Genomic DNA, 25,451 nt, shown 5'->3' on the forward strand with positions numbered 1-25,451 from the left:
GCAATGACGACTTGAAGGACCGCACATGAGCCCGGACACCTTCCCCTCCTGGCTGCCCTGGGCGGTGCTCTCGGCCGTCTTCGCGGCCCTGACCGCGATCTTTGCCAAGATCGGCGTCGAGGACATCAATTCCGATCTCGCGACCCTGATCCGCACCGTGATCGTGCTGATCAGTCTCGCCTTGATCCTGTTTGCCACCGGCAAGCTCGGCCAGACCGGGCCGATCTCGACCAAGACCTGGATTTTCCTGCTGCTGTCCGGTCTCGGCACCGGCGCGTCGTGGCTGTGCTATTTTCGCGCGCTGAAACTCGGTCCGGCGACGCTGGTGGCGCCGATCGACAAACTGAGCGTGGTGCTGGTGGCGCTGTTCGGCGTGGTGTTTCTCGGCGAGCGGCCGTCGATGAACGGCTGGCTCGGGATCGCGCTGATCGCCGCCGGCGCGGTGATCATTGTCGTCAAACGCTGACATAGCGTTTTCAAGCGAAGTGGGTACCGGTTCGCGTTAAGAAAACGCGTCAAATATAAACTACACCGAAACCAGCAGCGCCACGCCGACCACGATCAACACGATGCCGAACAGTTCGCGCGCGGACAGCGGCTGCTTGAACGAATAATACGCCACGGCCTGCGCGAACAGCACCTCGACCAGCGCCAGCGTGCGCACGTTGGCGGCTGCCGTCAGCGCAAACGCCAGGAACCAGAATTGCGACGCGAACGCGCCCATGAAGCCCGCCAGCATCGACGGCCGCCACAGTCCAAGGATCTTCTTCAGCACATCGGGCGCGCGCAGCAATAGATAGATCGACAGGATCAGCGTCTGCACGAACAGGCCGAACACCAGCGTGTAGGACGCCGCCGTCACGAAGGAGACGCCGGGCACGACGATCACGGCGCCACGAAAGCCGACGGCCGACAGCGCGAAGGCCGCAGCCGCCGCGAGGCCGAGCAGCGTCGGCTTCAAATCCGCAAAACCCTTGCCCGAGGCGGGCCGCAGCGCCGCGATCACCACACCGGCGGTCGCGATCAGGATCGCGATCACTTTCAGCAAGGTCAGGTGATCGCCGAGGAAGATGAAGCCGAAGATCGCAGTCTGGATCGCCTCGGTTTTCAGATACGCCGTCGTCACCACGAACGAGCGGTCGTTCATGGCGAGCAGCATCATGCCGGTGCCGACGATCTGGGCCAGCGCGCCGAGCAACAGCCACGGCCAGAATGCCGCCGTCGGCCACGGAATAGGATCGCCCGACACGATCAAGACGACTGCGAAAAACAGAATCGAGAACGGAAAGCCGAACAGGAAGCGGATGTTGGTAGCGCCCCAGGTCCCGAGCGGTCCCGTCAACGATCGCTGCATCGCATTGCGCGCGACCTGCCCGAGTGCGGCGATGATGGTGAAGGGAATCCAGAGCGTGGCGATGGAGAACATGGGGGATGGGATTACCGGCTGGGAAAGCGCCGCACCGTGCCGGGCGCGGCGAACGCGGTCAACCGTCAGGATTGCATGCTACACCAACCACAATGTCGTCCCTGCCTAGTGCGCAATTGCGCACGGGGCGCAGGGACCCATACCGCGTGATCTATCGGTGATACGCGGTGGCTGAGACCATTCGCACAATAGCCGCCCATGGCTATGGGTCCCTGCGTTCGCAGGGACGACAGTAATTTGGGAGCCCGCTAAATCCCCTCCGCGACCACCATGTAGTTCACGTCCATGTCGGACGAGACGCTCCATTTGTCGGCCAGCGGGTTGTAGACCACGCCGGCCTGGTCGGTGATGGTGAGCTTGTTGTCGGCAAGGTGCTGCGCCAGTTCGTCGGGGGTGACGAACTTGTCCCATTGATGGGTGCCGCGCGGCAGCCAGCGCAGCACATATTCGGCGCCGACGATCGCCAGCGCAAAACTCTTCCAGTTGCGGTTCAGGGTCGAGACCACCATCAGCCCGCCGGGCTTGAGCATCGCCGTGCAGCGGGCGAGGAACGCGCCGACATCGGTGACATGCTCGATCACTTCCATCGCGAGCACGATGTCGAAGCGCTCGCGCACGTCCATCTCCTCGGCCGTGGTGCAGCGGTAATCGATCGACAGATGCCCCTTGTCGGCGTGCAGCTTGGCGGCGGCGATATTGGTCGCCGACGGATCGATGCCGATCACCTGCGCGCCCAGCCGCGTGAACGGCTCGCACAACAGGCCGGCGCCGCAGCCGATATCGAGGATGCGCAGGCCCGAGAGGCAATTCAGGCTTTTGACGTTGCGCTCAAACTTGCGGCAGGCGGCGTCGCGGATATAGGTCAGCCGCAGCGGATTGATCTTGTGCAGCGGGGCCATCTTGCCCTTGGGATCCCACCACTCGTCGGACAGTTTTGAAAACTTCGCGACTTCGGCGGGATCGACCGTGCTGCCCGATGGGTTTGATTGCATCGCCATGGTCATGTACCAGCCGGTCGAGTTGTGATGGCACTACGAAACGCCAGCGGTGAGGCAATGGTTTGAATCTTTTCAAAGCCTTCGCCAACGCCCCGGATGGTCACGTCGCCATAGTTCATGATGCGGCCGAGGATGCTCTGGTTGACGTCGACGCTCTCGATCTTGTCGAGGCTCATTTCGAAGGTACGGCGCTTGATGAAGCCGGTCTTGTGGACGACGCGCATATTGGTGACGTCGGTCTCGGTGGTCCAGCGGTGGAACCAGGCGGTGGCCGTCCAGTACAACGCCGCAAGGGCGGCGATCGCCGCCAGCGAGAGGCAAACCAGCGTGATGGCGTCGGCGGTTACCGTTCGGGAGAAAATCAGCAGGGCCAGGGCCGCGGCCCAGGCCGCCATCGCCGGCAGGTAGAACATCCAGTGCGCATTGGTGGAATACAGCACCTTCTCGCCGGGTTGCAGGATTTCGTCGATATAACGCCCCATACGCCAGTCCTGAATTAACCCGCTACACCAGCAATTTACGTCAAATCCGGGGTGAAAACCCGCCCGGTTGCTTGCTCTGAACCGCGCCGCTATGTATACGCCGCTTTCGGCCCGGGCGCTCCAATTTCCGTGCGGGTCACCTTACTTATCCTCACAGGGAATGCACGCGTCGTCATGGGCCGCCTCGTGATGAAATTCGGCGGTACATCCGTCGCCAATATCGACCGAATCCGCAACGTCGCGCGGCATGTCAAACGCGAAGTCGACGCGGGGCATGACGTCGCCGTGGTGGTGTCGGCCATGTCCGGCAAGACCAACGAACTGGTGGAATGGTGCCGCGAGGCCTCGCCGATGCATGACGCGCGCGAATATGACGCCGTGGTGGCATCCGGCGAGCAGGTCACGTCGGGACTGCTGGCGATCGCGCTGCAGGCGATCGGCATTCAGGCCCGCTCCTGGCAGGGCTGGCAGATCCCGGTCCGGACCTCGGACGCCCACGCATCGGCGCGGATCCTCGAGATCGACGGCAGCGAGATCATCAACCGTTTCAAAGATCGCAAGGAAGTCGCCGTCATCGCCGGCTTCCAGGGCATCAATCCGCAGACCAACCGTATCACCACGCTCGGGCGCGGCGGTTCGGACACCTCGGCGGTGGCAATCGCGGCCGCGCTGCATGCCGACCGCTGCGACATCTACACCGACGTCGATGGCGTCTATACGACAGATCCGCGCGTGGTTCCCAAGGCGCGACGGCTCGACAAGATCGCGTTCGAGGACATGCTGGAGCTGGCCTCGCAGGGCGCCAAGGTGCTGCAGGTCCGCTCGGTGGAACTCGGCATGGTGCACAATATGCCGGTATTCGTCCGTTCCAGCTTCGACAAGCCCGAAGATATCGACCCGCACGGCACGCCGCCGGGCACGCTGATCTGCAGCGAGGAGGAAATCATGGAAAGCCACGTCGTCACCGGCATCGCCTTCTCGAAGGACGAAGCCCAGATTTCCGTGCGCCAGATCGAGGACAAGCCGGGGGTCGCCGCCTCGATCTTCGGGCCGCTCGCGGATGCCAACATCAACGTCGACATGATTGTCCAGAACGTCTCCGAGGACGGCAAGACCACCGACCTCACCTTCACCGTTCCGGCCTCCGACTATAACCGCGCCCGCGACACCATTACCTCGTCGAAGGCCAAGATCGGCTATATCAGGCTCGACAGCGCCACCGACGTGGCCAAGGTTTCGGTGATCGGCAGCGGCATGCGCAGCCATGCCGGCGTCGCGGCCCAGGCCTTCAAGGCGCTGTCCGAGCGCAACATCAACATCCGCGCCATCACCACCTCCGAAATCAAGTTCTCGGTGCTGATCGATGCCGCCTATACCGAACTCGCGGTGCGCACGCTGCATACGCTCTACGGGCTCGATAAAACCTAGAGCGTTTTCGAGCGAAGTGGGCGCCGGTTCGCGTAAAGAAAACGCGTCAAAACAAAAAATACAGCCCGTTCTGATTGAATCAGAACGGGCTGTAGAACGATATTTCCGCGATTTTCGCGCGTCGGATGCGCTTCGCTACCGCAGCATTGTCCTGACACAGACGTTATTGGTTCTGGCAGGCGTTTTGCTTGGCAAAGCGAGCCTTGATTGGCTATACGGCCTGATAGGTGGGCTGCCGCAAACTGTGCCACAGTTTTGGCGATCCCGATTCGGCGGGATCAGGGGCCTGCGGCGGCGCCGAATGACTAAAATTGTTGGTTTTCGTGCGTTTCACGCCAGCGGCCGGCGACCCGGCGGGTTGGCTTTGCGGGGGAGGATATCGGCACATGCGGAGCGCGTCGGGAGGCCCCCGCGTCTTGTTGAGACGGCTCCGCGAAACCATGGCGGAGCAGGTCTCCGCCCAGGAGCGCCTGGACAAGATCGTGGTGCTGATCGCGGCCAACATGGTGGCCGAGGTCTGCTCGACCTATGTGCTGCGCATCGATAACACGCTCGAACTCTACGCCACCGAAGGTCTGAACCGCGACGCCGTGCACAGAACGGTGCTGAGCGCGCATGAAGGCCTCGTCGGCCTGGTCGCCAGCGAGGCGACGCCGCTCAATCTGTCCGACGCGCAAAGCCATCCGGCGTTCTCGTTCCGCCCGGAAACCGGCGAAGAAATCTACCACTCGTTCCTCGGCGTGCCGATCCTGCGCGCCGGCAACACGCTCGGCGTGCTGGTGGTGCAGAACCGCGCCAAGCGCACCTATGTCGAGGAAGAGGTCGAGGCGCTGCAGACCACCGCCATGGTGCTGGCGGAGATGATCGCCTCCGGCGAACTGGCGGCGCTGGCGCAGCCGGGCTCCGAACCCGCGGCGCGGCACTCCCTGCACAAAACCGGCGCGATCCTGTCGGACGGCATCGCGCTCGGCCATGTCGTGCTGCACGAGCCGCGCGTCGTCATCACCAATTACATTGCCGAAGACCTGCCGAAGGAAATCAAGCGGCTGGATGCTGCGCTGACCAAGCTGCGCGCCGACCTCGACCGCATGCTGGAGCGCGGCGACGTCGCCGAGAGCGGCGAGCACCGCGAAGTGCTGGAAGCCTACCGCATGTTCGCCAACGACCACGGCTGGTCACACAAACTGCATGAAGCGGTTGCCACCGGCCTCACCGCGGAAGCCGCCGTCGAACGCGTGCAGTCCGATACCCGTGCCCGCATGCTGCGCTCGACCGATCCTTATTTGCGCGACCGCCTGCACGACCTCGAGGATCTCGGCCACCGCCTGATGCGGCAACTGGTCGGCCAGGACCATGCGCCGTCGCGCGAGCAATTGCCGGAAAACGCCATCCTGATCGCGCGCGCGATGGGCCCCGCGGCGCTGCTCGACTACGACCGCAAGCGGTTGCGCGGCCTGGTGCTGGAGGAAGGCACCGCCAACTCCCACGTCTCGATCGTGGCGCGCGCGCTCGGCATTCCCGCGGTCGGCGAGATCGCCAACGCGCCCGGGATCGCCGATCCCGGCGACGCCATCATCGTCGACGGCACGTCGGGATCGATCTATGTGCGCCCGTCGGCCGAAATCGAATCGGCCTACGCCGAGCGGGTACGGTTCAGGGCGCGGCGGCAGGCGCAATATGCGGCGCTGCGCGACAAGCCCTGCATCACCAAAGACGGCCAGCCGGTCGAACTGATGATCAACGCCGGCCTCGTCATCGACCTGCCGCATATCGACGACACCGGCAGCGCCGGCATCGGGCTGTTCCGCACCGAACTGCAGTTCATGGTCGGCCAGAGCCTGCCGCGCTCCTCCGACCAGCTTGCGCTCTATCGCACCGTGCTCGACGCTGCCGGCAGCAAGCCGGTGACCTTCCGCACGCTCGATATCGGCGGCGACAAGGCGCTGCCCTATATGGAAACCGTGATCGAGGAAAATCCCGCGCTCGGCTGGCGGGCGATCCGGCTCGGGCTGGACCGGCCAGGTCTGCTGCGCGGCCAGATTCGCGCGCTGCTGCGCGCCGGCGGCGGCCGCGCGTTGAAGATCATGTTTCCGATGGTTTCGGAAGTCGCCGAGTTCGACCAGGCCAAAGCCATCGTCGAACGCGAGCTGACCTATCTGCGCCAGCACGGCCATGCGCTGCCGGAGCGCATCGACGTCGGCACCATGATCGAAGTCCCGGCCCTGCTCTATCAGCTCGACGAACTCCTGAAGAAGGTCGACTTCGTCTCGGTCGGCTCCAACGATCTGTTCCAGTTCATGTTCGCGGTCGACCGCGGCAACGCCAAGGTGTCCGAACGGTTCGACACCATGTCGGCGCCGATCCTGCGGGCGCTGCGCGACATCGTGCGCAAGGCCGATGCAGCGAAGAAGGTGGCGTCGCTGTGCGGCGAGATGGCCTCCAAGCCGCTCGGCGCGCTGGCGCTGATCGCGCTTGGCTATCGCTCGCTGTCGATGTCCGCCACCGGACACGGGCCGGTCAAGGCGCTGATCCTCGATCTCGATGCCAAGAAGGCCGAGGCGATGATCATGCCTCTGCTCGATGCGCCGTCGGGCAGCGTCTCGATCCGCGACAAGCTGACTGCATTTGCGGAAGCCGAGGGGCTGTCGTTGTAGCGAAGCTCTCGCCCGACGACGTCACCCTGCTTATCCGCCCGAGACCACCGCCATGTTGCCCGAAGCCAAACTCGATATCCTGCTCGCCCATCACGCCTCGCTCGAGGCCGAACTGCTGGGCCAGTTGAGTTCCGAAAAATACGTCCAGATCACGCGCGAGCTCGCCGAGCTCAATCCGCTGATCGACGCCGTGAAGACCTATCGCGCGGCGCTGGCCGAGATTGCGGACACCAAAACCCTGCTGGCGGATTCCACCACCGATCCTGATATGCGCGGCATGGCGGAGGCCGAGCTCGAAACCCTGCAAACCCAGGTCGACGAACTCGCGCAGAAAATCCGCGTGGCGCTGTTGCCCAAGGACGCCATGGACGACCGCAACGTGGTGCTGGAAATCCGCGCCGGCACCGGCGGCGACGAGGCCTCCTTGTTCGCCGGCGATCTGTTCCGGATGTATGAGCGCTTCGCCGCTCTGCAGGGCTGGAAGGTCGAAGTGATCTCGGCGTCCGAAGGCACCATGGGCGGCTACAAGGAAATCGTCGCCGAGGTCCAGGGCCGCGGCGCCTTCGCAAAACTGAAATTCGAATCCGGCGTGCACCGGGTGCAGCGCGTACCCGATACCGAAACGCAAGGGCGCATTCACACCTCGGCGGCGACGGTTGCGGTACTGCCCGAGGTCGAGGACGTCGACGTCGACATCAAGAGCGACGATCTGCGGATCGAGACCATGCGCGCGCAGGGCGCCGGCGGCCAGCACGTCAACAAGACCGAATCGGCGATCCGCATCACCCACATCCCGACCGGCATCGTCGTGATGATGCAGGACAGCCGCTCGCAGCACAAAAACCGGGCGTCGGCGATGAACATCCTGCGTTCGCGGATCTACGACGCCGAGCAACAGCGCATCAACGCCGCGCGCTCCGCCGAGCGCAAGGAGAAGGTCGGCTCCGGCGATCGCTCCGAGCGCATCCGCACCTATAATTTCCCGCAAGGCCGCGTCACCGACCACCGGATCAACCTGACGCTCTACAAATTGCCGCAGGTGATCGCGGGCGAAGCGCTGGGTGAATTGACCGAGGCGCTGACGACGGAACATCAGGCCGCCCAGCTCGCCGCCCAGGGCGCCGCGGCGTGAGCGCCAATCTCGATGTCGTCCCTGCGAACGCAGGGACCCATAACCACCGGGCGTCGTTGTTACCTAGGATACTAACCCACACCGCCTCAATCGATGGGCCGCGGCGTATGGGTCCCTGCGTGCGCAGGGACGACGGGTTGACGGATTTGTGCGAGGACTTCGCATGACCGAATCGCTCGCCGGAGAAACCGTCGAAACAGCACGGCGCGCGCTAACGGCGCGTTTCGAATCAGCCGCGATCGAATCGGCAAGCCTCGATGCACGCATACTCATTGGTCACATCCTCAACCTTGACCTCACCGGCCTGATCACGTCGGCGCAGCGTCAACTCACGGAGAACGAATCGGCGCTGCTTGAAGACGTCGCGCGCCGTCGTCTCGCCGGCGAGCCGGTCGCGCGCATGATCGGCGAGAAGGAGTTCTGGGGACTGCCGCTCAAGCTTTCGCCGGCGACGCTGGTGCCGCGACCGGATACCGAGACCGTGGTCGAACTGGCGCTGGAATTGCTGCGTGCCGACGGTGCCATCAATCGTCCGCTGCGCATCGCCGATCTCGGTACCGGCTCCGGCGCGATCCTGCTGGCGTTGTTGTCGGAGCTGCCGACGGCGCAAGGATTCGGCACCGATATTTCGGAGCAGGCGCTGCAAACCGCCGCTGCCAACGCCGTCAGCACCGGGCTGGCTGCACGAGCGACGTTCATCGCCTGTGACTATGCATCGGGACTTTCCGGCCTGTTCGATTTGATCGTGTCGAATCCGCCCTATATCCGCGCGGCGGATATCGCGGGTCTCGCCGTGGAGGTCAGGGGATTTGACCCGCGCGCCGCCCTCGACGGCGGTGCCGACGGGCTTGATGCCTATCGGGCACTGATTCCCCAGGCGGCCGGTCTGCTGGCACCGGGTGCTGCCCTCGTTGTCGAGGCCGGTGAGGGCCAAAGCGGCCTTATTAACGGTTTGATGACGCTGGCCGGATTAACCCCCACAGGCGGCCCAAAAGCCGATCTGGCGGGCATTTTGAGGGCCGTCGCGGGCCGCAAAATGCCCCGATAAAGTCCTATTGAGACGCAAAAAAACCGCTTGAATATTCCCGGGGAGCGACTACGTTCCGGCTCACAACATCGGTCCAGGGTTGCTGGCCCCGTAAGATGTTACGGGTGAGGCCAGAGTTCTCGAAACGAGAGCCCGCCGGGTGAAAGGTTCCAAAACGCAGGTCCAATTGAGCGCAATGGCTGAAGCTGTGCTGCTCTCGACCGCAAAGCGAACGAAAGCCTGATATTGCGCTTGAAGACTTACGCAACATACCGTCACGCGAAGCCGTCATGCTCGATGATCAGGCGGGTTTTGGCACGCTGAATGATTTGGTCCGGCTGGCTGTAAAATGCCGGCGGTTGGGGAACGCGTCTTTGTTGAACGCGATGGCTGGCGAAATCGACGACATGAAATTGAACGGCATCGTGATTCGGTGCGCCTGCGCGCGCCCGGACTCCGGTGAGGCCAAGACCACTGCATAACTTTCTAAGGCAACTGCATAACTTTCAGGGCTGGAATAAAGGCAAGACATGAGAAACGGTCAAAATAACAAGCGGATGCGTAACCGGAATAACAACAATAATAACAACAACAATAATAATAATAACCGGCGCGGTCAAAACCCGATGACCCGGGTGTTCGAATCGAACGGGCCCGACATCAAGATCCGTGGCACCGCCTCCCACGTTGCGGAAAAATACGTCCAGCTGGCGCGCGATGCGCGCTCCTCCGGCGACCCGGTCGCGGCCGAGAACTACTACCAGCACGCCGAACATTATTTCCGGCTGATCGCAGCCGCCCAGGAGCAGTTCCGGCAGAACCAGCCGCAGCCGCGCACCGAAAACGAGATGCCTTCGACCGACGAAGGCGACGACGAGGGCGAAAGCTTCTCCAACTTCGGCCAGGAGCCCGGCTTCGCTCCGCAGCAGCCGCAGCCGTTCGTGCCGCGCGAAAACAATCAGCGCGATCACACGCAGCGCGACTTCCAGGCGCGCGAGGGCCAGCCCTATCGCGACCAGCAGCCGCGCGAGCAGCATCAGCCCCGCGAACACCGCGAGCCGCGCGAACACCGGCCGCAACCGCAATATCAGCCGCAGCCGCAACCGCAGCCCGTCATCGCCGACACCGGCGGCGTCGATCGCCTGCCGTCCTTCATCACCGGCCCGCAGCCACAGGTGAACGGCGCCCCCGGCTTTGAAGGCAATACCGGCGGCGAGCGTTTCCCGCGCCGTCGCCGCCGCCCGCACGGCCCGCGCCCCGAGGGCGTGGCCGCGCCTGCCGGGCCCGGCGAAGATTTCAATCCGGGAAATGAGTAACTAACGCGATCGCCGACAGGCGTTCAGCCATCCAAAGGCGGGCATAGCGAAAGCTGTGCCCGCCTTTTTCTTAGCCTCTCGTCGACGACGACGGCACCAGCACCGGCGGCAGCGACGGAATCAAACGCGTGCGTTCGCCGTGCGCGGGGATCGCGCGATAGACCTGCTTGGTTGCTTCGACGATATGCACGCCGGCAAACGGCAGCGACAGCGCGGCACCGACGCGTTCCCACGCCATCGCCGAACGCAGGAACCAGCCTTTTCCGACCGGCGGCAAAAACAGCGCCTCGCCCCACGCCGTCGGCGTAAACCAGGTCTGCCGCAGCAATTGCGTGATCTGCCCGCGCGAATAGGGCCGGCCGTGGCCGAACGGCGTATTGTCGGTGCGCGTCCATACGCCGCGGCGATTGGGGATGACAGCGATCAGGCGGCCGGACGGCGCCAGCACGCGCCACACCTCGCGCAGCAACCGCTCCGGATCGTCCGACATTTCCAGCGAGTGAACCAGCAGGATGCGGTCCACGGCGGCATCCGGCAGCGGCATTGAAAATTCGTCGATCAGGGTCGCGAGCGCCGGCCGCGCGGTCGGCCATTTCAGCACGCCCTGCGCCGCCGGCATGAAGGCGATGCAGCGCTCGGAGTCCTCGCGGAACAACCCGAGATAAGGCGTCGGATAACCGAGCCCGAGCACGCGCAGGCCCTCCGCATCCGGCCAGCGCGCCCGGATGCCGCGGTTGATCAGTTGCCGCGCCACAATGCCGAGGCGCCGCGAATAGAAGTCCCTGAGATCGATGACGTCGATGGTCATGGACGCAATCTAACACGGCAGGTTTCGTTACGGCGCACCGAAAATGGCATTGCCGTGTGAGCGTTAACGCCATATTTCTGAAGATTAAAGCGGGCTAACCGCCCCTTACTTATGGAGTGATCATGGCCGCGGAAATTCGCACTTTTACCTGTCTCAGCGACAATTTCGGCTATCTGATCCACGACCCCGCGACCAAGGCCACCGCGTCGATCGACGCGCCGGAAGCGGGTCCGATCATCAAGGCGCTGGAACGCGAAGGCTGGACGCTGACGGATATCCTCATCACCCATCACCATCACGACCATGTCGGCGGCGTCGCCGAGTTGAAGAAGAAATACAATTGCCGCGTCGTGGCGCCGCACGACAAGGCGGCCAAGATCGCCGACGTCGATCTGCGCGCCGCCCACGGCGACGTCATCAAGGTCGGCGGCCTGCTGGTACGGGTATTGGAGACGCCGGGCCATACGCTCGACCACATCTCCTATGTGTTCGACAGCGAGAAGGCGCTGTTTGCCGCCGACACGCTGTTCTCGATCGGCTGCGGCCGCGTGTTCGAGGGCACCTATCCGATGATGTGGGATTCGCTATTGAAGCTGCGCGCACTGCCGGACGATTTCAAACTCTATTGCGGCCACGAATATACCGCCTCCAACGTCAAGTTCGCGCTATCAGTCGAGTCCGATAATCCGGCCCTGCAGGCGCGCGCCGCCGAAGTGACGCGGCTGCGCGCGGACAACAAGCCGACGATCCCGGTGCTGCTCGGCGACGAGAAGAAGGCCAACGTGTTCCTGCGCGCGGACGATCCCGCCGTGGCGGTGAAGCTGCACATGAAGGGCGCCGCGGCGGCTGACGTGTTCGGCGAACTGCGCGAACGCAAGAACAAGTCCTGATGGCGCTCGCCGCCGCCGAGATCATTGCGCGGCTCGAACTGGAGCCGCATCCCGAAGGCGGGCACTATCGCGAGACGTTTCGCGATGCCAGCGTTGATGGGAGTGGACGTTCACGCTCCACAGCAATCTATTTTCTGCTCGCACGCGGCGAACGCTCGCACTGGCATCGCGTCGATGCGGTGGAAGTCTGGCACTACTGCGCGGGCGACGCGCTGACCCTGCAGATCGCAGATGATCATGGACAACGCAGGGTGAAGCTCGGCCCTGATCTTGCGAAGGGTGAAATGCCGCAAGCGATCGTGCCCGCGCATGCCTGGCAGGCCGCCGAGAGCACCGGCGACTGGACCCTGGTCGGCTGCACCGTGGCGCCCGGCTTCGAATTTGCAAAATTCGAGTTGGCGCCGAAAGGCTGGATGCCTTCGAGCTAGGCGCATTCGGGAATCGGGTGGGTTTCTCACTTTCGCGCGCATAGTTTCCGTTCTCACGCGATTGGGAGCGGAAGATGCACGGAACATTCAGCGTTTCACACCAGATCGAGCCGGCGATACTTTACTTCGGAACGCCTGTCGTTCTGATCGGCTCAAACAACGAGGACGGCTCGTTCAATCTCGCGCCGATGTCGTCGGCATGGTGGGTCGGCTGGCGCTGCATGCTTGGACTGGCGCGCAATTCCAAAACCACCGAGAACATGATTCGTACGGGCGAATGCGTACTCAATCTGCCGTCGGCCGCTTTGGTCGGCGCGGTCGACCGGCTGGCGCGCACCACCGGTTCGGACCCGGTGCCGCCAGGCAAGACGATGCGCGGCTACCGGCATGAACACGACAAGTTCGCCCTTTGCGGCCTGACGCCGGTAGCGGGCGAGACGGTCGCCGCACCGCGCGCGCTGGAATGCCCGGTGCAGATCGAAGCCAAGGTCGCGCAGGTCCATCAGATGGCGCAGGACGATGCGGTCTGGCGCGGGAATTTGACCGCGATCGAAGTACGAATCACCCGCGTGCATGCGCATGCCGGCCTGATGATGGATGGTCAGCCGAACCGGATCGATCCCGACAAGTGGCGCCCGCTGATCATGAGCTTTCAGCAATTCTACGGCCTGACGCCGGACAAATTGCAACGCTCCGAGCTCGGACAGATTCCGGAAGCGATGTACAAGCCGCCTGGCTGGAAGCCGGCCGCCTAATTTTTCTTCCAGATCATGTCCCTGGCTGCGATCAGCCCGCCGCCGGCGATCAGCACCGCGGCGATAGCGATGGTGGCGCTCGGCGCGGCGTAACCCGCGAAGATCAGGAACGTCGTCGAGAGCAGCGGCGTGGCGTAGGACGCGGCGCCCAGCACGCGGATGTCGCCGCGCTTCATGCCGATGTCCCAGACGAAAAACGCGGCGCCGACCGGGCCGACGCCGAGTGCGACAATCGCCAGCCATTGCCCTGATGTCTCCGGCCAGACGGTGGTCTCGACCGCGCCATGGACCAGGGCCGCAAGCAGCGCCGTCGCCAGACAGAAGCCGGCCACCGCATCGGTCGGCACCGCCTTGAGCTGGCGCGACATCACCGAATAGGCCGCCCATACGAACGCGGCGACGAAGGCCGCCGCCAAGCCCGGGATCTGGCCGGGCGTAAAGCCGCTGCCGCCGTTACCCGCGAACAACAACACCGTGCCGGCCAATCCGAGCAACGCGCCGATGATGTGATGCGGCGCCAGCCGCTCGCCGGGCAGCAGCGACGAGAACAGCACGATCAACAGCGGCCACAGGTAATTCAAGAGCCCTGCCTCGGCCGGCGGCGCGAAGCGTAGCGCGAGAAAATACAGCGCGTGATAGCCGAACAGCCCGCCGACCCCGACAACCCAGGCCACCGGCGGCTGTTTCAGCGCGGCGAAAGCCTGTGGGCGGAAGATGAAGCTCGCAAACGCCACGGCAGCGCCGATCGCGAACGTCATGGCCGCCAACTGGAACGCCGGAATCTTGCCGGTCGCAACGGTCATGACCGACAGCAGCGACCACATCAGGATCGCGGTCAGTCCTACGAGGGTAGCGGTACGGGAGGTCATGAATTCGTTCTCGTCATGGCCGGGTTTATCCCGGCCATCCACGTCTTTCCTGCCGAGTTCTAAAGACGTGGATGCCCGGGACAAGCCCGGGCATGACGACTTTTTGAGATCGCGCATAAAACGATCAGCGACAAACGCAGATCACACCATGTACTGGCCGCCATTGATCGTCATGGTCGAGCCGGTAATGCCACCGGCCTCGTCGGCGGAAAGGAACACCACCGCGCGGGCGATTTCCTCGGGCTCGCCGAGACGATTGACCGGGATCAGTGGCAAAATGCTTTTCTCCAGCACTTCCTTCGGCACCGCCTGCACCATTTCGGTGTTGATGTAGCCGGGGCAGATCGCATTCACGGTGATGCCGCCCTTGGCGTTCTCCAACGCCAACGCCTTGGTGAAGCCAATATCGCCAGCCTTGGCGGCCGAATAGTTGACCTGACCGAACTGGCCCTTCTGGCCGTTGATGGAGGAGATGTTGATGACGCGGCCGAACTTGCGGGCGCGCATGCCCTCGATCACTTGGCGCGTCATGTTGAACAACGAGCCGAGATTGGTGTTGATGACCGCGTTCCATTGATCGAGCGTCATCTTGTGGAAGGCGCCGTCCTTGGTGATCCCCGCATTGTTGATGAGCACGTCGACCGGACCGATATCGGCCTCGACCTTCTTGACGCCGTCAGCGCAGGCGTCGAACGAACTGACGTCCCATTTGTAGACGGGAATGCCGGTATCGGCCTTGAACTTCTCGGCCGCGGCGTCGTTGCCGGCGTAGCTCGCCGCCACCTTGTAGCCCGCAGCCTTCAACGCCTTGCTGATCGCCGCACCAATGCCTCGCGTACCGCCCGTTACCAATGCAACACGTGCCATGTCGTCCTCCTCCTTGATCGTCCCTTATAAGCCGGAATTATCCCGGTCTTTTGACTGCGCTCAATCTTTCACAACTTCCAAAACGTAAAATGCCCGGCGCGAGGCCGGGCATTTTATTTATCAGCAATCAGCGTTGTTGACAGATGATCTTTTCATCATTCAACCCGTCAACCTGCCTCTAGTTCAGTCGCGTGCAATGCACATCGCGATGCCCATGCCGCCGCCGATGCACAGCGTGGCGAGGCCCTTCTTGGCGTCGCGCTTCTGCATCTCGTGCAGCAGCGTGATCAACACGCGGGCGCCGGACGCGCCGACGGGATGGCCGATCGCAATCGCGCCGCCGTTGACGTTGACCTTGGAGGTATCCCAGCCGAGGTCCTTGTTGACCGCGCAGGCTTGGGCAGCGAAGGCCTCGTTGGCCTCGATCAGATCGAGGTCGCCGATGTTCCAGCCGGCCTTCTTCAGCGCGGCGCGCGAAGCCGGGATCGGTCCGGTGCCCATGATCTTCGGATCGACGCCGGCCTGGCCCCACGACACGATGCGGCCAAGGACCTTCTTGCCTTCCTTGGCGGCCTGCTTGGCGGTCATCAGCACCACCACGCCGGCGCCGTCATTGATGCCGGACGCGCTGCCGGCGGTAACGGTGCCGTCTTTCTCGAAGGCGGGCTTCAGCTTGGCCATCGCTTCGACAGTGGCGCCATGGCGCGGATATTCGTCGTCGGCAACGATGATGTCGCCCTTGCGGGTCTTGATGGTGACGGGGACGATCTCGTCCTTGAACTTGCCGGCCTTCTGCGCCGCCTCGGCCTTGTTCTGCGAATGGACCGCGAACTCGTCCTGCTGGGCGCGGGTGATCTGGTACTGGCGGGCGACGTTCTCGGCGGTGTTGCCCATGTGGTAGCCGTTGAAGGCATCCCACAGGCCGTCCTTGATCATGGTGTCGACGAACTCGATCGGGCCCATCTTGGTACCGCCGCGCAGATATTGCGCATGCGGGGCCATGCTCATGGATTCCTGTCCGCCGGCCACGACGATTTCGGAATCGCCGTTGAGCAGCGCCTGATAGCCCAATGCTACCGTGCGCAGGCCGCTGCCGCAGAGCTGGTTGACGCCCCAGGCCGGGCTTTCCACGGGTATGCCGGCCGCGATCGAGGCCTGGCGGGCCGGGTTCTGGCCCTGCGCCGCGGTCAGGATCTGGCCCATGATGACTTCGGAGACCCGTCCCGGCTCGATGCCGGCCCGTTCCAGCGCCGCCTTGATGGCGATCGCGCCGAGGTCGTGCGCCGGGGTGGTGGCGAACGCGCCGTTGAAACTGCCGACCGGGGTGCGGGCGGCGCTGACGATGACGACATCGTCTGACATGGACATCTCCTTTGACGTTTTGGGGCTTGAGGTTTCTCGACGGCGGGCGGCCGGATGGCGGGCCTGTCTCTTGGGCCCATCCTGTTAACCTCGGGATGTCGTGTCAATCGGCCAGAGGTCAAAATCACGCCGCGGCGCATTCAAAATAGCGCGCTTGGCGGTTTCCAGAGCAGTCTCCATGCCTTGGAATTAACCGTGCCGCACAAAACGGTAGCCGAACCGCATTGAAAATGCTTACTTTGCTGCGTTGCGTTGCTCGTCTGCCCGCCGGCGAAGCCGTCGGGTTCCCCGCTCTCGGTGTGTATGTGTGAGCCCATGGCAAAGTCAGACCAACCTACAACGATCAAAAAATACGCCAACCGGCGGCTCTATAATACCGGCACCAGCACCTATGTGACGCTCGAGGATCTCGCAGCGATGGTGAAGGATGGCGAGGACTTTCTCGTCTATGACGCCAAGACCGGTGACGACATCACGCGCTCGGTGCTGGCGCAGATCATCTTCGAACAGGAAAACAAGGCCGGCCAGAATCTGCTGCCGACCACGTTCCTGCGCCAGTTGATCCGCTTCTACGGCGACAGCATGCAGATGGTGGTGCCGAAATATCTCGAGCAGTCGATCGACACGCTGACGCGCGAGCAGGAAAAATTCCGCAAGCAGCTCACCAACACGTTCAGCGGAACGCCGTTCGCGCCGCTCGAAGAGCACGTCCGCCGCAACATGGAATTGTTTCAGCAGACGTTCTCGATGTTCAAGCCGTTCGTGCCGCCGCGCGGCGGAGTGGCTGCACTCGAACCGGAGAAGGTGCCGGAGCCGGTAGTCGAGGAAGACAACATCGACGACCTCCGCCGTCAGATGAAGGACATGCAGGACCGCCTCGAGCGGATGTCGAAAGAGCCGAAGAAGGAAGAGTAGGACTCTCTCGCGCGCACAGAATCATTTGAGTCGTCATGGCCGGGCTTGTCCCGGCCATCCACGTTTTTGGGGCGAGACATTAAGACGTGGATGCTCGGGACATCTAGCGCGAAGACGCGCTTCGCGCTTTTGCCCGGGCATGACGAAAAAAATTGACGGTCGTTGAGTATCTACCCCGCCGCCGGCAACACCGTATCGGTGGCCACACTCCACGGCCGTTGCGGCGACGCCAGGCCGATCAGGCGGCCCTGGATGTAATCGCAGCCCCATTCGCGCAGCATGACTGCGGCTTCCTCGTCCTGCACCCATTCCGCCACCGTCTTGATCTGCAGCCGGCGGGCGAGATCGATCAACGTCTGCACGAAAGCGCGATCATCGGCGGAGCGGGCGATGTTCTGCACGAAGGCGCCGTCGATTTTGACGATATCGACGCCGAGCTTGCGCAGGTTGCGGAACGAGGTGTAGCCGGCGCCGAAATCGTCGATCGCGATCCGGCTGCCGAAACCCTTGAGGCGGGTGATGAAGCCCCTGATGTCGTCGATATCCTGGATCGCGACGGTTTCGGTGATCTCGACGATCAGCCGCTCGCCGACGCCGGGATGCGCCTGCATCAGCGATTCGATTCCGGTCCACCAGTCCGGGTCCATGGTGGTGTCGGGCGAGATGTTGAGGCTGAGCTGAACGTTCGGCGAGGCCGCCAGTTCGGCGACTGCCAGTTCGAGCACGCGGTGATCGACCAGCCGAATGAGACCCAGCCGCTCCGCCACCGGAACGATATCGGGGGCCAGCAGCGCCTGGCCGTCCGCCTGCTCCATCCGCACCAGGCACTCGTAGAACGCCGGCTGCCGCGAGCGCGCCTCCACGACAGGTTCGAACGCGGTGACGATCCGGCGCTCGTTCAGCGCGGTGACGATCTCGTCGGTGACGCGGATGTTGACGCGGCGCTGGGCGTCGCGCTCGACATTCGGACGCCACAGCGAGAACGATCCGGCGCGGCGGCGCTTGGCGGCATCGAGCGTTTCCTGGGCGCGGTTGACGGCTTCATCGGCGCTGCGGGCGTAACGCGGCACGCTGACCGCGCCGATCGATGCCGTCACCGACACCGGGCCGGACACGGTCGGCACCACGTCGTCGCGGATCCCCGCGAGAAAGCGCTCGGCCGCGACATTGGTGTCATCGACGGTGCAGTTGCGCAGGATCAGCCCGAATTTGTTGCCGGAAAATCGCCCGAGCACGTCGCCGCCGCGCAGCCGCGCCCGGATCCGTTTGCCGACTTCGGCGATCACGGCATCCGCCACGTCGAAGCCGAAAGCGTCATTGACGCGCGCCAGATGATCGATCCCGATCAGCATGAAGGCGCAGGAGGCACGCGAGCGCGCGGTTTCCTCGATCGCTTCGGCCAGCGAGGCGATCAGATGGGTGCGATTGAGTTCGCCGGTGAGCGGATCGTTGCGCGACAGCCTCACGAGCTGCTCGTCGCGGGCGTGGCGCTCATTGTCGACGCGGACGATGCCTTGCGCGCGCGCCGGCCGGCCGTCGGGACCGGCAAACCAGCAGCCGGTCTCCTCGATCCAGATCACGGGAGCCGACGTCGAGGTCCGCACGCCATATTCGATCCGGTAGGCGGCCCCTTCCCCGCTCCGCGGCGGCGCCGACTGGCCGAGCGTGTCCGACCGGATCGAGCGTACAGGCTCGATCAGCTTGGCGAATTCGGTGCCGCTGGCGAGCGCCTGCGCCGGAACGTCGGTGAAGACGGCAGCGACGTTGTCGCTCCAGGCGATGGTGTCGGCCGCGATATCCCAGACGAACGCGGCCTGCCCGAGCGAGGCGAGAATGCTGGAAGCTTGCGGGACAGGGGGCATCAGATCGCCTCGATTCGGGACATCGCCGGATGATTCCCACGCAAGAGGATAGTGGCTGATTCGAATCAGAGGCTAGGCAAAGTTCATAAATAATCTGGAAAGCACGTTTCACGGCAATCCCGGACCCGCCGGGAACCAACCGCAACCGACCGGCATAGGCCTTGCGAGGCTCAGATCGCAGTGGGGCGTAACGTCCCAAAACGTGACAGTTAACGGTTACGGTGTGCGATGCTGGATGTCGATCGATCAGAAGAGGCGCTGGACGGCGAGGTATTGGACGCCGACGAACCCGGCTGTGTCGCGCTGGTGCCGGTGACCCCATCCTTGCGTTGGATGCCCAAAGGCCCGATCGCACGGCCCGATCCGGGCTTCGTCACCCAGTTGATCGCGACCGCGGCCCAGGCACCGCAGACCCGCAGCCTGCGGCGAGGCTCGCTGGCCGATGCCCAGACCGCCTACGGCACCAGCCGGAGCCCGCGCTACGTTGCCGGCTTCCGGACCCGACAAGTCGTCTGAATTCAAGTCGTCTGATCTTCTAAAATGACCGCTCAGCGTGGCGGCGTGTCCGACGGCGGCGCGCCGTTGCCCGGCTGCAGGCCCGGCGACGGGACCTCCGGGGAGGCCGCATGAGGCAGGACGGAAGGGTGCGGCTCGGGATGGTCCAGCGGTACGGACTGGGCGACCGAGGCCGCCGGAGGGGCTGATGATGCCGCCGTTGACGCAGCGGCGGGATCGAATTCGGGTTCGGCAGCCGGCGGCTCGGCCGCTCTCGAGCTTTTCCTGGAGACCGCAGGCGCAGCCGCGGCGACGGCGCCGCGTCGCGTGCGCAGCGCGAGGCCGGAGAGGAAATCCACCATCGACAGCGCGACCAGCAGGAAATAGGTCGAGGTACCGAACTTCGACCACAGCACGAATTCGGCGGCGGCCGCGCCGAACACGATCAGCGACAGCAGATGGTCGGTGAGATATTTCGCACCGGGGCGCGCGCCTTTGATGACCTCGCACATCAGAAGCAGGATGCCGAGCGCGAGCAGCACATCGCTCAGCGTCAGCGGCCATTCGGCGCCCGACATCAATGTCAGCTTGACCAGCGGATCCGTGAAGGAAACGCCGGGCATCAAAAACACGATGATGTTGTAGATCGCGAGCGGAATCAGAAGCAGCGGAAAACCGACCATGGCGAGGGCCTTGCTGGAATACCGGGCTAGGAAAACCGGACGAGAAAAAACGGATTTGCCCGGGCGAAGCATCGCGCTTCGTCACCGGGAACCGTTACCCTACTCGTTGGCCGAATTCAGGCAGCTGCCGCCACCGGCGGCGACTTATCCAATGCCCGACCAGGACTTCTCAGGCAGGAGCCCTGATACGGAAATCCCGCTCAGGATTCTTTCTTGGCCTTCAGAACCTGCCGGCCCTTGTACATGCCGGTCTTCAGGTCGAGGTGGTGCGGACGGCGCAGTTCGCCCGAATCCTTGTCCTCGGCGTAGGTCGGCTTCTTCAGGGCGTCCGCCGAGCGGCGCATGCCACGCCGCGAGGGCGATGTTTTTCTTCTGGGAACGGCCATAACGGTCCTCTAGGGGTGTTGTCGGAGGGCATCGTCCAGAGCCGGAACGCCCAGCGCGTAGGCCGCGGGCTGCGATGCCGATAAGGCCGCGCTTATAGAGGATGGGCTGGCGTAAAGCTAGGGCGGGTTGCGGTTAAAACGGCCGAAAATTGGCTCAAAATGCGCGATTCTCGCTCCAGCAGCGCTGTAGTGCCGTCGCATTGGCCCGCGCCATATAGGTCACGGCCAGACGGCGCACCCCCGGACCCGGATTCCGGGCGCTGCGCCGGATCGGGTTGGGCAGGATCGCCGCCAGCAAGGCTGCCTCCCGCGCCGACAGGGTCGCGGCCGAATGGCCGAACGCGTAAGCCGAACCAGCCTCGGCTCCGAACTGCCCGGACGGGCCGAGTTCGGCGATGTTGAGGTAGATCTCCAAAATCCGCTGCTTGGACAGCACGAGGTCGATCCACAGCGCCAGCGGCAGCTCCAGCGCCTTGCGCACGACGCTGCGGCCCGGCCACAGGAACAGGTTTTTGGCGACCTGCTGGGTGATGGTCGACCCGCCGCGCGTGACCTCACCGTCCTCGGCGTCGTCCATGACGTCGCGCAGCGCATCCCAATCGACCCCGCGATGACTGCAGAACTTGGCGTCCTCCGAGCCCACCACCGAACGCGGCAAATAAGGTGAGATCGCGCTGAAATTGATCCATGGCCGCAATACCGGCGCGCCCCTGAGCCAGCGCCAGGCCATCAGCGTCGAGACCGGATGACCCGTGCGATAGAACGGCGTCACCAGATAGGGCAGCAACAGCACCACCAGCAGGATCAGCCCCAGAAATCGGAGAATTCGGACAATGCGCAAATTGGAAATTTCCGGTTCAGCCCCGCTGGCAGGACCGATCGACAGGCCCGCCGATCAATAGACCCCCACGCAAATGACATCTCCATGATATTTCGGGCGTTTTCCAGCACTTTTAAGGCGTTTCAGCCCACCCGCCGGAATTGACGTGAGCCGTGCCATCAACGATTGTCCGGCCAAATCGAGCTGGAGCTATTCTTGGAGCCACTAGAGATGACGACCGTGACTTTCGACTTTGCCAAACAACTGGACCAGACCGCGGAGGATACCGAAGCACTGCTGGCGAAGCTGTTGTCCGACACGCTGTTGCCGGACGAGATCGCGCGGCCGAGGCGGCTGATGGACGCGATGCGCTATTCCAGCCTCGGTGGCGGCAAACGGTTGCGCCCTTTTCTGGTGGTCGAAAGCTCCGCGGTGTTCGGCGTGCCGCGCGAGGCCGCCCTGCTGGCCGGCGCCGCGCTCGAATGCATCCACTGCTATTCGCTGATCCACGACGATCTGCCGGCGATGGACAACAGCGATCTGCGCCGGGGACGTCCGACCCTGCACAAGAAGACCGACGATGCCACCGCGATCCTCGCCGGCGACGGGCTGCTGACGCTGGCGTTCGACATCATCACCCGCGACGAACTGCACAAGGACCCGACCGTGCGCCTGCTGCTGACGCGGGCGCTGGCGCGCGCCTCAGGGATCGGCGGCATGGTCGGCGGCCAGATACTCGATCTCGCCGGTGAAGGCCGCTTCGGCGACCGCGAGCCGGTCGACGTGGCGCGGCTGCAGCAGATGAAGACCGGCGCGCTGTTGCGCTATGGCTGCATCGCCGGCGCGATCCTCGGCCAGTCCACGCAAAAGGAATATCAGGCGCTCGACGATTACGGCCGCGCGCTCGGCGAAGCCTTCCAGATCGCCGACGACCTGCTCGACGTCGAAGGCGATGCCGCGGCACTCGGCAAGCCTGCCGGCGCGGACGCGGCGCTCGGCAAGACCACCTTCGTGACCCAGCTCGGCATCGACGGCGCCAAGCAGCGCGTGCGCGATTTGCTGGCGCGCGCCGATTCGGCGCTGTCGGTCTTCGGCGCCAAGGGCGACGTGCTGCGGGCCGCGGCGCGCTTCGTCGCCGACCGCAAGAGCTGACGTGCCGTCCCCCAAGCACGAATTCGATGAGTTTCTCGCCCGGTTCCAAAAAATGCCGGTGCCGCTCCGCCTGGTCTATGCGCGGCCGCGCACCTTCATCTCGATCGCGATCGGCATCGTCGCGTTCTTCCTGCTGCCGGGCTCGCTGCGGCTGGTGACCCGGCTGCTGGTCGGCTGGGACGTCTTCGTCTCGTTCTATCTGGCGCTGATCTACATCATGGTGCTGCGCAGCGGCATCGCGCACATCCGCCGCAACGCGGTGCTGCAGGATGACGGCCGTTTCCTGATCCTGCTGGTGACCGGGCTCGGCGCCTTCGCCAGCATCGCCGCCATCGTGTTCGAGCTCGGCGCCTCGAACCGCAGTGGGCCTGGCCTCGCGCTGGCGACGATCACGATCGCGCTGTCATGGGCGGCGGTGCACACCGGATTCTCGCTGCACTACGCCCACGAATATTATCGCGGGCCCAAGCCGGGCGGCCTGCAGTTTCCGAGCGGCGACAGCGACGACGAGGCCGACTATTGGGACTTCGTCTATTTCTCGTTCGTGATCGGCATGACCGCGCAGGTGTCCGACGTCGGCATCACCGACCGGATCATCCGCCGCACCGCGACCGTGCACGGCATCATCTCGTTCGTGTTCAACACCGCGCTGGTCGCGTTGATGGTCAACATCGCCGCCAGCGCGATCTGAAGGTTACGGGCACCTTCCCGACATGATGGCTCCGTATCCGTTGCAACCCTGCTGACGTTCCAGGCCGGTGAGCGGCTGGCCTGAAGCTCCGATCCCTGGAGTGGATGCTGAAGGGCGCGGGGAAGCGGGCTCTGAAGAACGCCTGACAATAACTCGCCTTGGTTCCGGTGCGTCGCGGCGGACCTCCGGCCTGTCGCGCCTGGCGACCGGCTTCTTCTCCCGGCGCTTCTCGCATTCATTGTCGTCGTTGAGGAACGAGCCTTCGGCGCAGCTGATCTTGCTGCAGCGGTCGCCATCGGCCTTATAGCCATGTTCGCAGACCAGCGGACAGACCCGCGATGTCTTCAGCTTGACCGTGTCGAGCGTATCGACGCTCGCCACTTTGGCGTCGAGCTTGGTGCCGGCATAGCGATTGAACAGCGATAGCGAACGCTGCGAGGCCGAATTCCAGTCGCCGTCCGCGGCACCCGTCAGGCAACCGACGCGGCGCAGCTCGGCCTGCACCGATTTGGTGACGTCGGCCTGCGGCGGTCCGGCGCTGAGGGCGGCAAGATTCACACCTTTGTCCTTGTCGGCGGCTGGCGCGGCGGATGCCTTATCGGCGGCAACCTTGTCGGCAGCGGCCTTTTCAGCCGCGGCGCGCTTCTGCTCGGCGGCGGCGGCCTGATCCTGCGCCACCTGCTTGGCCTTTTCGGCGGCGATGCGCGCCTGCTCGGCGGCCTTGGCGTCAGCGTCGGCCTTCGCCTGCTGCGCCTTCTGGGCGCCTTCGGCAGCGAGCCGCGCCCGCTCCTGTTCGGTCGCCTTCGCCTTCTCGGTCGCGGCGACCCGGGCCTCTTCGGCCGCGATCTTCTCGAGCTGGAGTTTGGCGAGGCTGGCGTAGAATCCATCAGGGTATTGCGCCAGGAACGCGTTGAGCGCGCTCTTGTTGCCGACCTGCAGCGCCAGTTCGTAGTCGCGGCGGGCCTCCGCCTGCGCGCTGAGGGTGGGCACAGCAGGCGCTGCGGCGGGGGCCGCGGGCGCAGGCGCCGGCACCAGCGGCACGTCTTCGCCGCCGAGCGAACCATAGACGAATGGCTCCTGGCGGTTGCCGGTGGTCTTGAGCACCTCGTCGCGGACAAAACCGAAAGCCCGGCGCACGTCGAGGCCAGGCGTCGTCAGGTGATGGGCCAGCGCTGTCGTAAACGGGCTGTTGGTGCCGTCGCCGTCAGCGGCGGTCGAGCCGGCCTTGGCCGAATAGGCGATCAGCACGTTCGGACTGGTCGGCTCGACCTTGGCGAGACCCTGCCCGACGGCGCGGGTAGCAACGGTGCGCTTCATCTTTTTGGAAAACGGATTGTCGCGGCAGGCGTCGAGGATGACGAGCCGCAATTTCTTCGCGGGCTCGATCGCGATCAGGATGCGGTCCAGCGAAAATGCCTCGTCATAGATATCGGTATCGCGCTCCAGCTTGGCATCCACCGGAATGAGATAGTTGGAGCCGTCCACCTCAATGCCGTGGCCGGCGTAATAGACCACCGCGATATCGGCATCGCGCGCGCGGTCGGCAAAATCGCGCAGCGCGCGCCGGGTCTCGGCCGCCGGAAGATCGCGGCGGGAGTCGACGACATCGAAGCCGGCATCCTTCAGGGTGGCGGCCATTTTGGCGCCGTCATTGGCCGGATTGGGGAGCGGCGCGACATTCTGGTAGGCGGAATTGCCGAGCACCAGCGCCACGCGCTTCTCGGCAAGGGCCGGTTCGCTCACGAGCAGGACGGCTGCGGTGGTCAGAACCCATCGGTACAATTTTAGAGATCCGGATTTCATCATGACGCGTCCTGAACCTCGTACTTTCTAGCACACCGGGACTGTCTACCAGAAGCCAAAGCCGGCCTTTGTGAGTTGGGTCACGATCCGCCTCGGCGCCGAACGTGCGACCGCTCTGTTATTGGTCCGGCAAAGCGGCCGCCGGTTCGCCCGCCACCGCTTTTTCGTCGGGTTCCCGACCGGGTATAGACCCTCCGTGCGA

26 protein-coding genes are annotated in these 25,451 nt (G+C 64.1%); 14 read left to right on the forward strand and 12 right to left on the reverse strand.

Annotated features, from left to right (window positions below):
- Window positions 1–25: 25 nt before the first annotated feature.
- A complete protein-coding gene (locus BLS26_RS15560; RefSeq protein ID WP_092512502.1) occupies window positions 26–466 on the forward strand; it encodes an EamA family transporter in 441 nt (146 codons plus the stop codon).
- Window positions 467–526: 60 nt separating this feature from the next.
- Here BLS26_RS15560 and BLS26_RS15565 read toward each other — a convergent pair whose 3' ends face one another.
- The 3 genes from BLS26_RS15565 to BLS26_RS15575 form a co-directional block, all read right to left on the reverse strand.
- Complete coding sequence (locus tag BLS26_RS15565) at window positions 527–1,426, reverse strand: EamA family transporter (protein ID WP_092512504.1); 900 nt, start codon at window positions 1,424–1,426, stop codon at window positions 527–529.
- Window positions 1,427–1,674: 248 nt separating this feature from the next.
- Window positions 1,675–2,424 (reverse strand): bifunctional 2-polyprenyl-6-hydroxyphenol methylase/3-demethylubiquinol 3-O-methyltransferase UbiG, encoded by a 750-nt coding sequence (gene ubiG, locus BLS26_RS15570; RefSeq protein ID WP_092518090.1) that lies wholly within the window; start codon window positions 2,422–2,424, stop codon window positions 1,675–1,677.
- Between the two features lie 2 nt (window positions 2,425–2,426).
- Complete coding sequence (locus BLS26_RS15575; protein WP_092512506.1) at window positions 2,427–2,906, reverse strand: PH domain-containing protein; 480 nt, start codon at window positions 2,904–2,906, stop codon at window positions 2,427–2,429.
- A gap of 174 nt (window positions 2,907–3,080) precedes the next feature.
- Here BLS26_RS15575 and BLS26_RS15580 point away from each other — a divergent pair, with 174 nt between their 5' ends.
- The 6 genes from BLS26_RS15580 (at window position 3,081) to BLS26_RS15605 (ending at window position 10,463) form a co-directional block, all read left to right on the forward strand.
- Window positions 3,081–4,334, forward strand: a complete 1,254-nt coding sequence (locus BLS26_RS15580) for an aspartate kinase (RefSeq protein ID WP_092512508.1) — start codon at window positions 3,081–3,083, stop codon at window positions 4,332–4,334.
- A gap of 386 nt (window positions 4,335–4,720) precedes the next feature.
- Window positions 4,721–6,988, forward strand: coding sequence for a phosphoenolpyruvate--protein phosphotransferase (gene ptsP, locus BLS26_RS15585; RefSeq protein ID WP_092512510.1), 2,268 nt, complete (start codon window positions 4,721–4,723; stop codon window positions 6,986–6,988).
- Between the two features lie 52 nt (window positions 6,989–7,040).
- A complete protein-coding gene (gene prfA / locus BLS26_RS15590; protein ID WP_092512512.1) occupies window positions 7,041–8,120 on the forward strand; it encodes a peptide chain release factor 1 in 1,080 nt (359 codons plus the stop codon).
- 163 nt (window positions 8,121–8,283) lie between these two features.
- Entirely contained in the window at window positions 8,284–9,168 is an 885-nt protein-coding gene (gene prmC, locus BLS26_RS15595; protein ID WP_092512514.1) for a peptide chain release factor N(5)-glutamine methyltransferase, read from the forward strand.
- A 269-nt stretch (window positions 9,169–9,437) separates the two neighbouring features.
- The gene (locus tag BLS26_RS15600; protein WP_092512516.1) at window positions 9,438–9,629 is read left to right on the forward strand and encodes a hypothetical protein; all 192 of its coding nucleotides are present in this window, start codon (window positions 9,438–9,440) and stop codon (window positions 9,627–9,629) included.
- A 48-nt stretch (window positions 9,630–9,677) separates the two neighbouring features.
- On the forward strand, window positions 9,678–10,463 hold the full coding sequence (locus tag BLS26_RS15605) for a DUF4167 domain-containing protein (protein ID WP_092512518.1): 786 nt from the start codon (window positions 9,678–9,680) through the stop codon (window positions 10,461–10,463).
- Window positions 10,464–10,533: 70 nt separating this feature from the next.
- On the opposite strand, the gene BLS26_RS15610 is transcribed toward BLS26_RS15605, so the two are convergent.
- Window positions 10,534–11,271 carry a methyltransferase domain-containing protein gene (locus BLS26_RS15610; protein ID WP_092512520.1) on the reverse strand — a complete coding sequence of 246 codons (738 nt, stop codon included), beginning with the start codon at window positions 11,269–11,271 and terminating at the stop codon, window positions 10,534–10,536.
- A 122-nt stretch (window positions 11,272–11,393) separates the two neighbouring features.
- Between BLS26_RS15610 and gloB the strand changes: the two genes are divergently transcribed.
- From gloB to BLS26_RS15625, 3 genes are all read left to right on the forward strand, one after another.
- On the forward strand, window positions 11,394–12,161 hold the full coding sequence (gene gloB / locus BLS26_RS15615; RefSeq protein ID WP_092518091.1) for a hydroxyacylglutathione hydrolase: 768 nt from the start codon (window positions 11,394–11,396) through the stop codon (window positions 12,159–12,161).
- The gene (locus BLS26_RS15620) at window positions 12,161–12,589 is read left to right on the forward strand and encodes a cupin domain-containing protein (protein ID WP_092512522.1); all 429 of its coding nucleotides are present in this window, start codon (window positions 12,161–12,163) and stop codon (window positions 12,587–12,589) included. Before gloB ends, BLS26_RS15620 begins: the two co-directional genes overlap by 1 nt.
- Window positions 12,590–12,663: 74 nt before the next feature.
- On the forward strand, window positions 12,664–13,344 hold the full coding sequence (locus BLS26_RS15625) for a flavin reductase family protein (protein WP_092512524.1): 681 nt from the start codon (window positions 12,664–12,666) through the stop codon (window positions 13,342–13,344).
- Here the strand turns inward: BLS26_RS15625 and BLS26_RS15630 are convergent.
- From BLS26_RS15630 to BLS26_RS15640, 3 genes are all read right to left on the reverse strand, one after another.
- Window positions 13,341–14,213, reverse strand: coding sequence for a DMT family transporter (locus BLS26_RS15630; protein WP_092518092.1), 873 nt, complete (start codon window positions 14,211–14,213; stop codon window positions 13,341–13,343). The genes BLS26_RS15625 and BLS26_RS15630 overlap by 4 nt on opposite strands.
- A 141-nt stretch (window positions 14,214–14,354) precedes the next feature.
- Window positions 14,355–15,080, reverse strand: a complete 726-nt coding sequence (gene phbB / locus BLS26_RS15635) for an acetoacetyl-CoA reductase (RefSeq protein ID WP_092512526.1) — start codon at window positions 15,078–15,080, stop codon at window positions 14,355–14,357.
- Between the two features lie 183 nt (window positions 15,081–15,263).
- Complete coding sequence (locus BLS26_RS15640; protein WP_092518093.1) at window positions 15,264–16,442, reverse strand: acetyl-CoA C-acetyltransferase; 1,179 nt, start codon at window positions 16,440–16,442, stop codon at window positions 15,264–15,266.
- A 315-nt stretch (window positions 16,443–16,757) separates the two neighbouring features.
- Here BLS26_RS15640 and phaR point away from each other — a divergent pair, with 315 nt between their 5' ends.
- Window positions 16,758–17,357, forward strand: a complete 600-nt coding sequence (gene phaR, locus BLS26_RS15645) for a polyhydroxyalkanoate synthesis repressor PhaR (protein ID WP_092512528.1) — start codon at window positions 16,758–16,760, stop codon at window positions 17,355–17,357.
- A 170-nt stretch (window positions 17,358–17,527) separates the two neighbouring features.
- On the opposite strand, the gene BLS26_RS15650 is transcribed toward phaR, so the two are convergent.
- A complete protein-coding gene (locus tag BLS26_RS15650) occupies window positions 17,528–19,219 on the reverse strand; it encodes a bifunctional diguanylate cyclase/phosphodiesterase (RefSeq protein WP_092512530.1) in 1,692 nt (563 codons plus the stop codon).
- A gap of 228 nt (window positions 19,220–19,447) precedes the next feature.
- Here BLS26_RS15650 and BLS26_RS15655 point away from each other — a divergent pair, with 228 nt between their 5' ends.
- Complete coding sequence (locus BLS26_RS15655; protein WP_092512532.1) at window positions 19,448–19,735, forward strand: hypothetical protein; 288 nt, start codon at window positions 19,448–19,450, stop codon at window positions 19,733–19,735.
- A gap of 32 nt (window positions 19,736–19,767) precedes the next feature.
- Here BLS26_RS15655 and BLS26_RS15660 read toward each other — a convergent pair whose 3' ends face one another.
- From BLS26_RS15660 to mtgA, 3 genes are all read right to left on the reverse strand, one after another.
- On the reverse strand, window positions 19,768–20,397 hold the full coding sequence (locus tag BLS26_RS15660) for a hypothetical protein (RefSeq protein WP_092512534.1): 630 nt from the start codon (window positions 20,395–20,397) through the stop codon (window positions 19,768–19,770).
- A 200-nt stretch (window positions 20,398–20,597) separates the two neighbouring features.
- Entirely contained in the window at window positions 20,598–20,783 is a 186-nt protein-coding gene (gene rpmF, locus BLS26_RS15665; protein WP_027540899.1) for a 50S ribosomal protein L32, read from the reverse strand.
- 154 nt (window positions 20,784–20,937) lie between these two features.
- On the reverse strand, window positions 20,938–21,618 hold the full coding sequence (mtgA, locus tag BLS26_RS15670) for a monofunctional biosynthetic peptidoglycan transglycosylase (protein WP_092518094.1): 681 nt from the start codon (window positions 21,616–21,618) through the stop codon (window positions 20,938–20,940).
- A gap of 216 nt (window positions 21,619–21,834) precedes the next feature.
- On the opposite strand from mtgA, the gene BLS26_RS15675 reads away from it, so the two are divergent.
- Together BLS26_RS15675 and BLS26_RS15680 are read left to right on the forward strand one after the other, a co-directional pair.
- Window positions 21,835–22,755, forward strand: coding sequence for a polyprenyl synthetase family protein (locus BLS26_RS15675; protein WP_092512536.1), 921 nt, complete (start codon window positions 21,835–21,837; stop codon window positions 22,753–22,755).
- Window positions 22,756–22,807: 52 nt separating this feature from the next.
- On the forward strand, window positions 22,808–23,446 hold the full coding sequence (locus BLS26_RS15680; RefSeq protein WP_092512538.1) for a DUF1345 domain-containing protein: 639 nt from the start codon (window positions 22,808–22,810) through the stop codon (window positions 23,444–23,446).
- Between the two features lie 3 nt (window positions 23,447–23,449).
- Here BLS26_RS15680 and BLS26_RS15685 read toward each other — a convergent pair whose 3' ends face one another.
- Window positions 23,450–25,249, reverse strand: a complete 1,800-nt coding sequence (locus BLS26_RS15685; protein WP_092518095.1) for a caspase family protein — start codon at window positions 25,247–25,249, stop codon at window positions 23,450–23,452.
- Window positions 25,250–25,451: the final 202 nt, after the last annotated feature.

Origin of the sequence: Afipia sp. GAS231, assembly GCF_900103365.1 — a bacterium.
Taxonomy (GTDB): domain Bacteria; phylum Pseudomonadota; class Alphaproteobacteria; order Rhizobiales; family Xanthobacteraceae; genus Bradyrhizobium.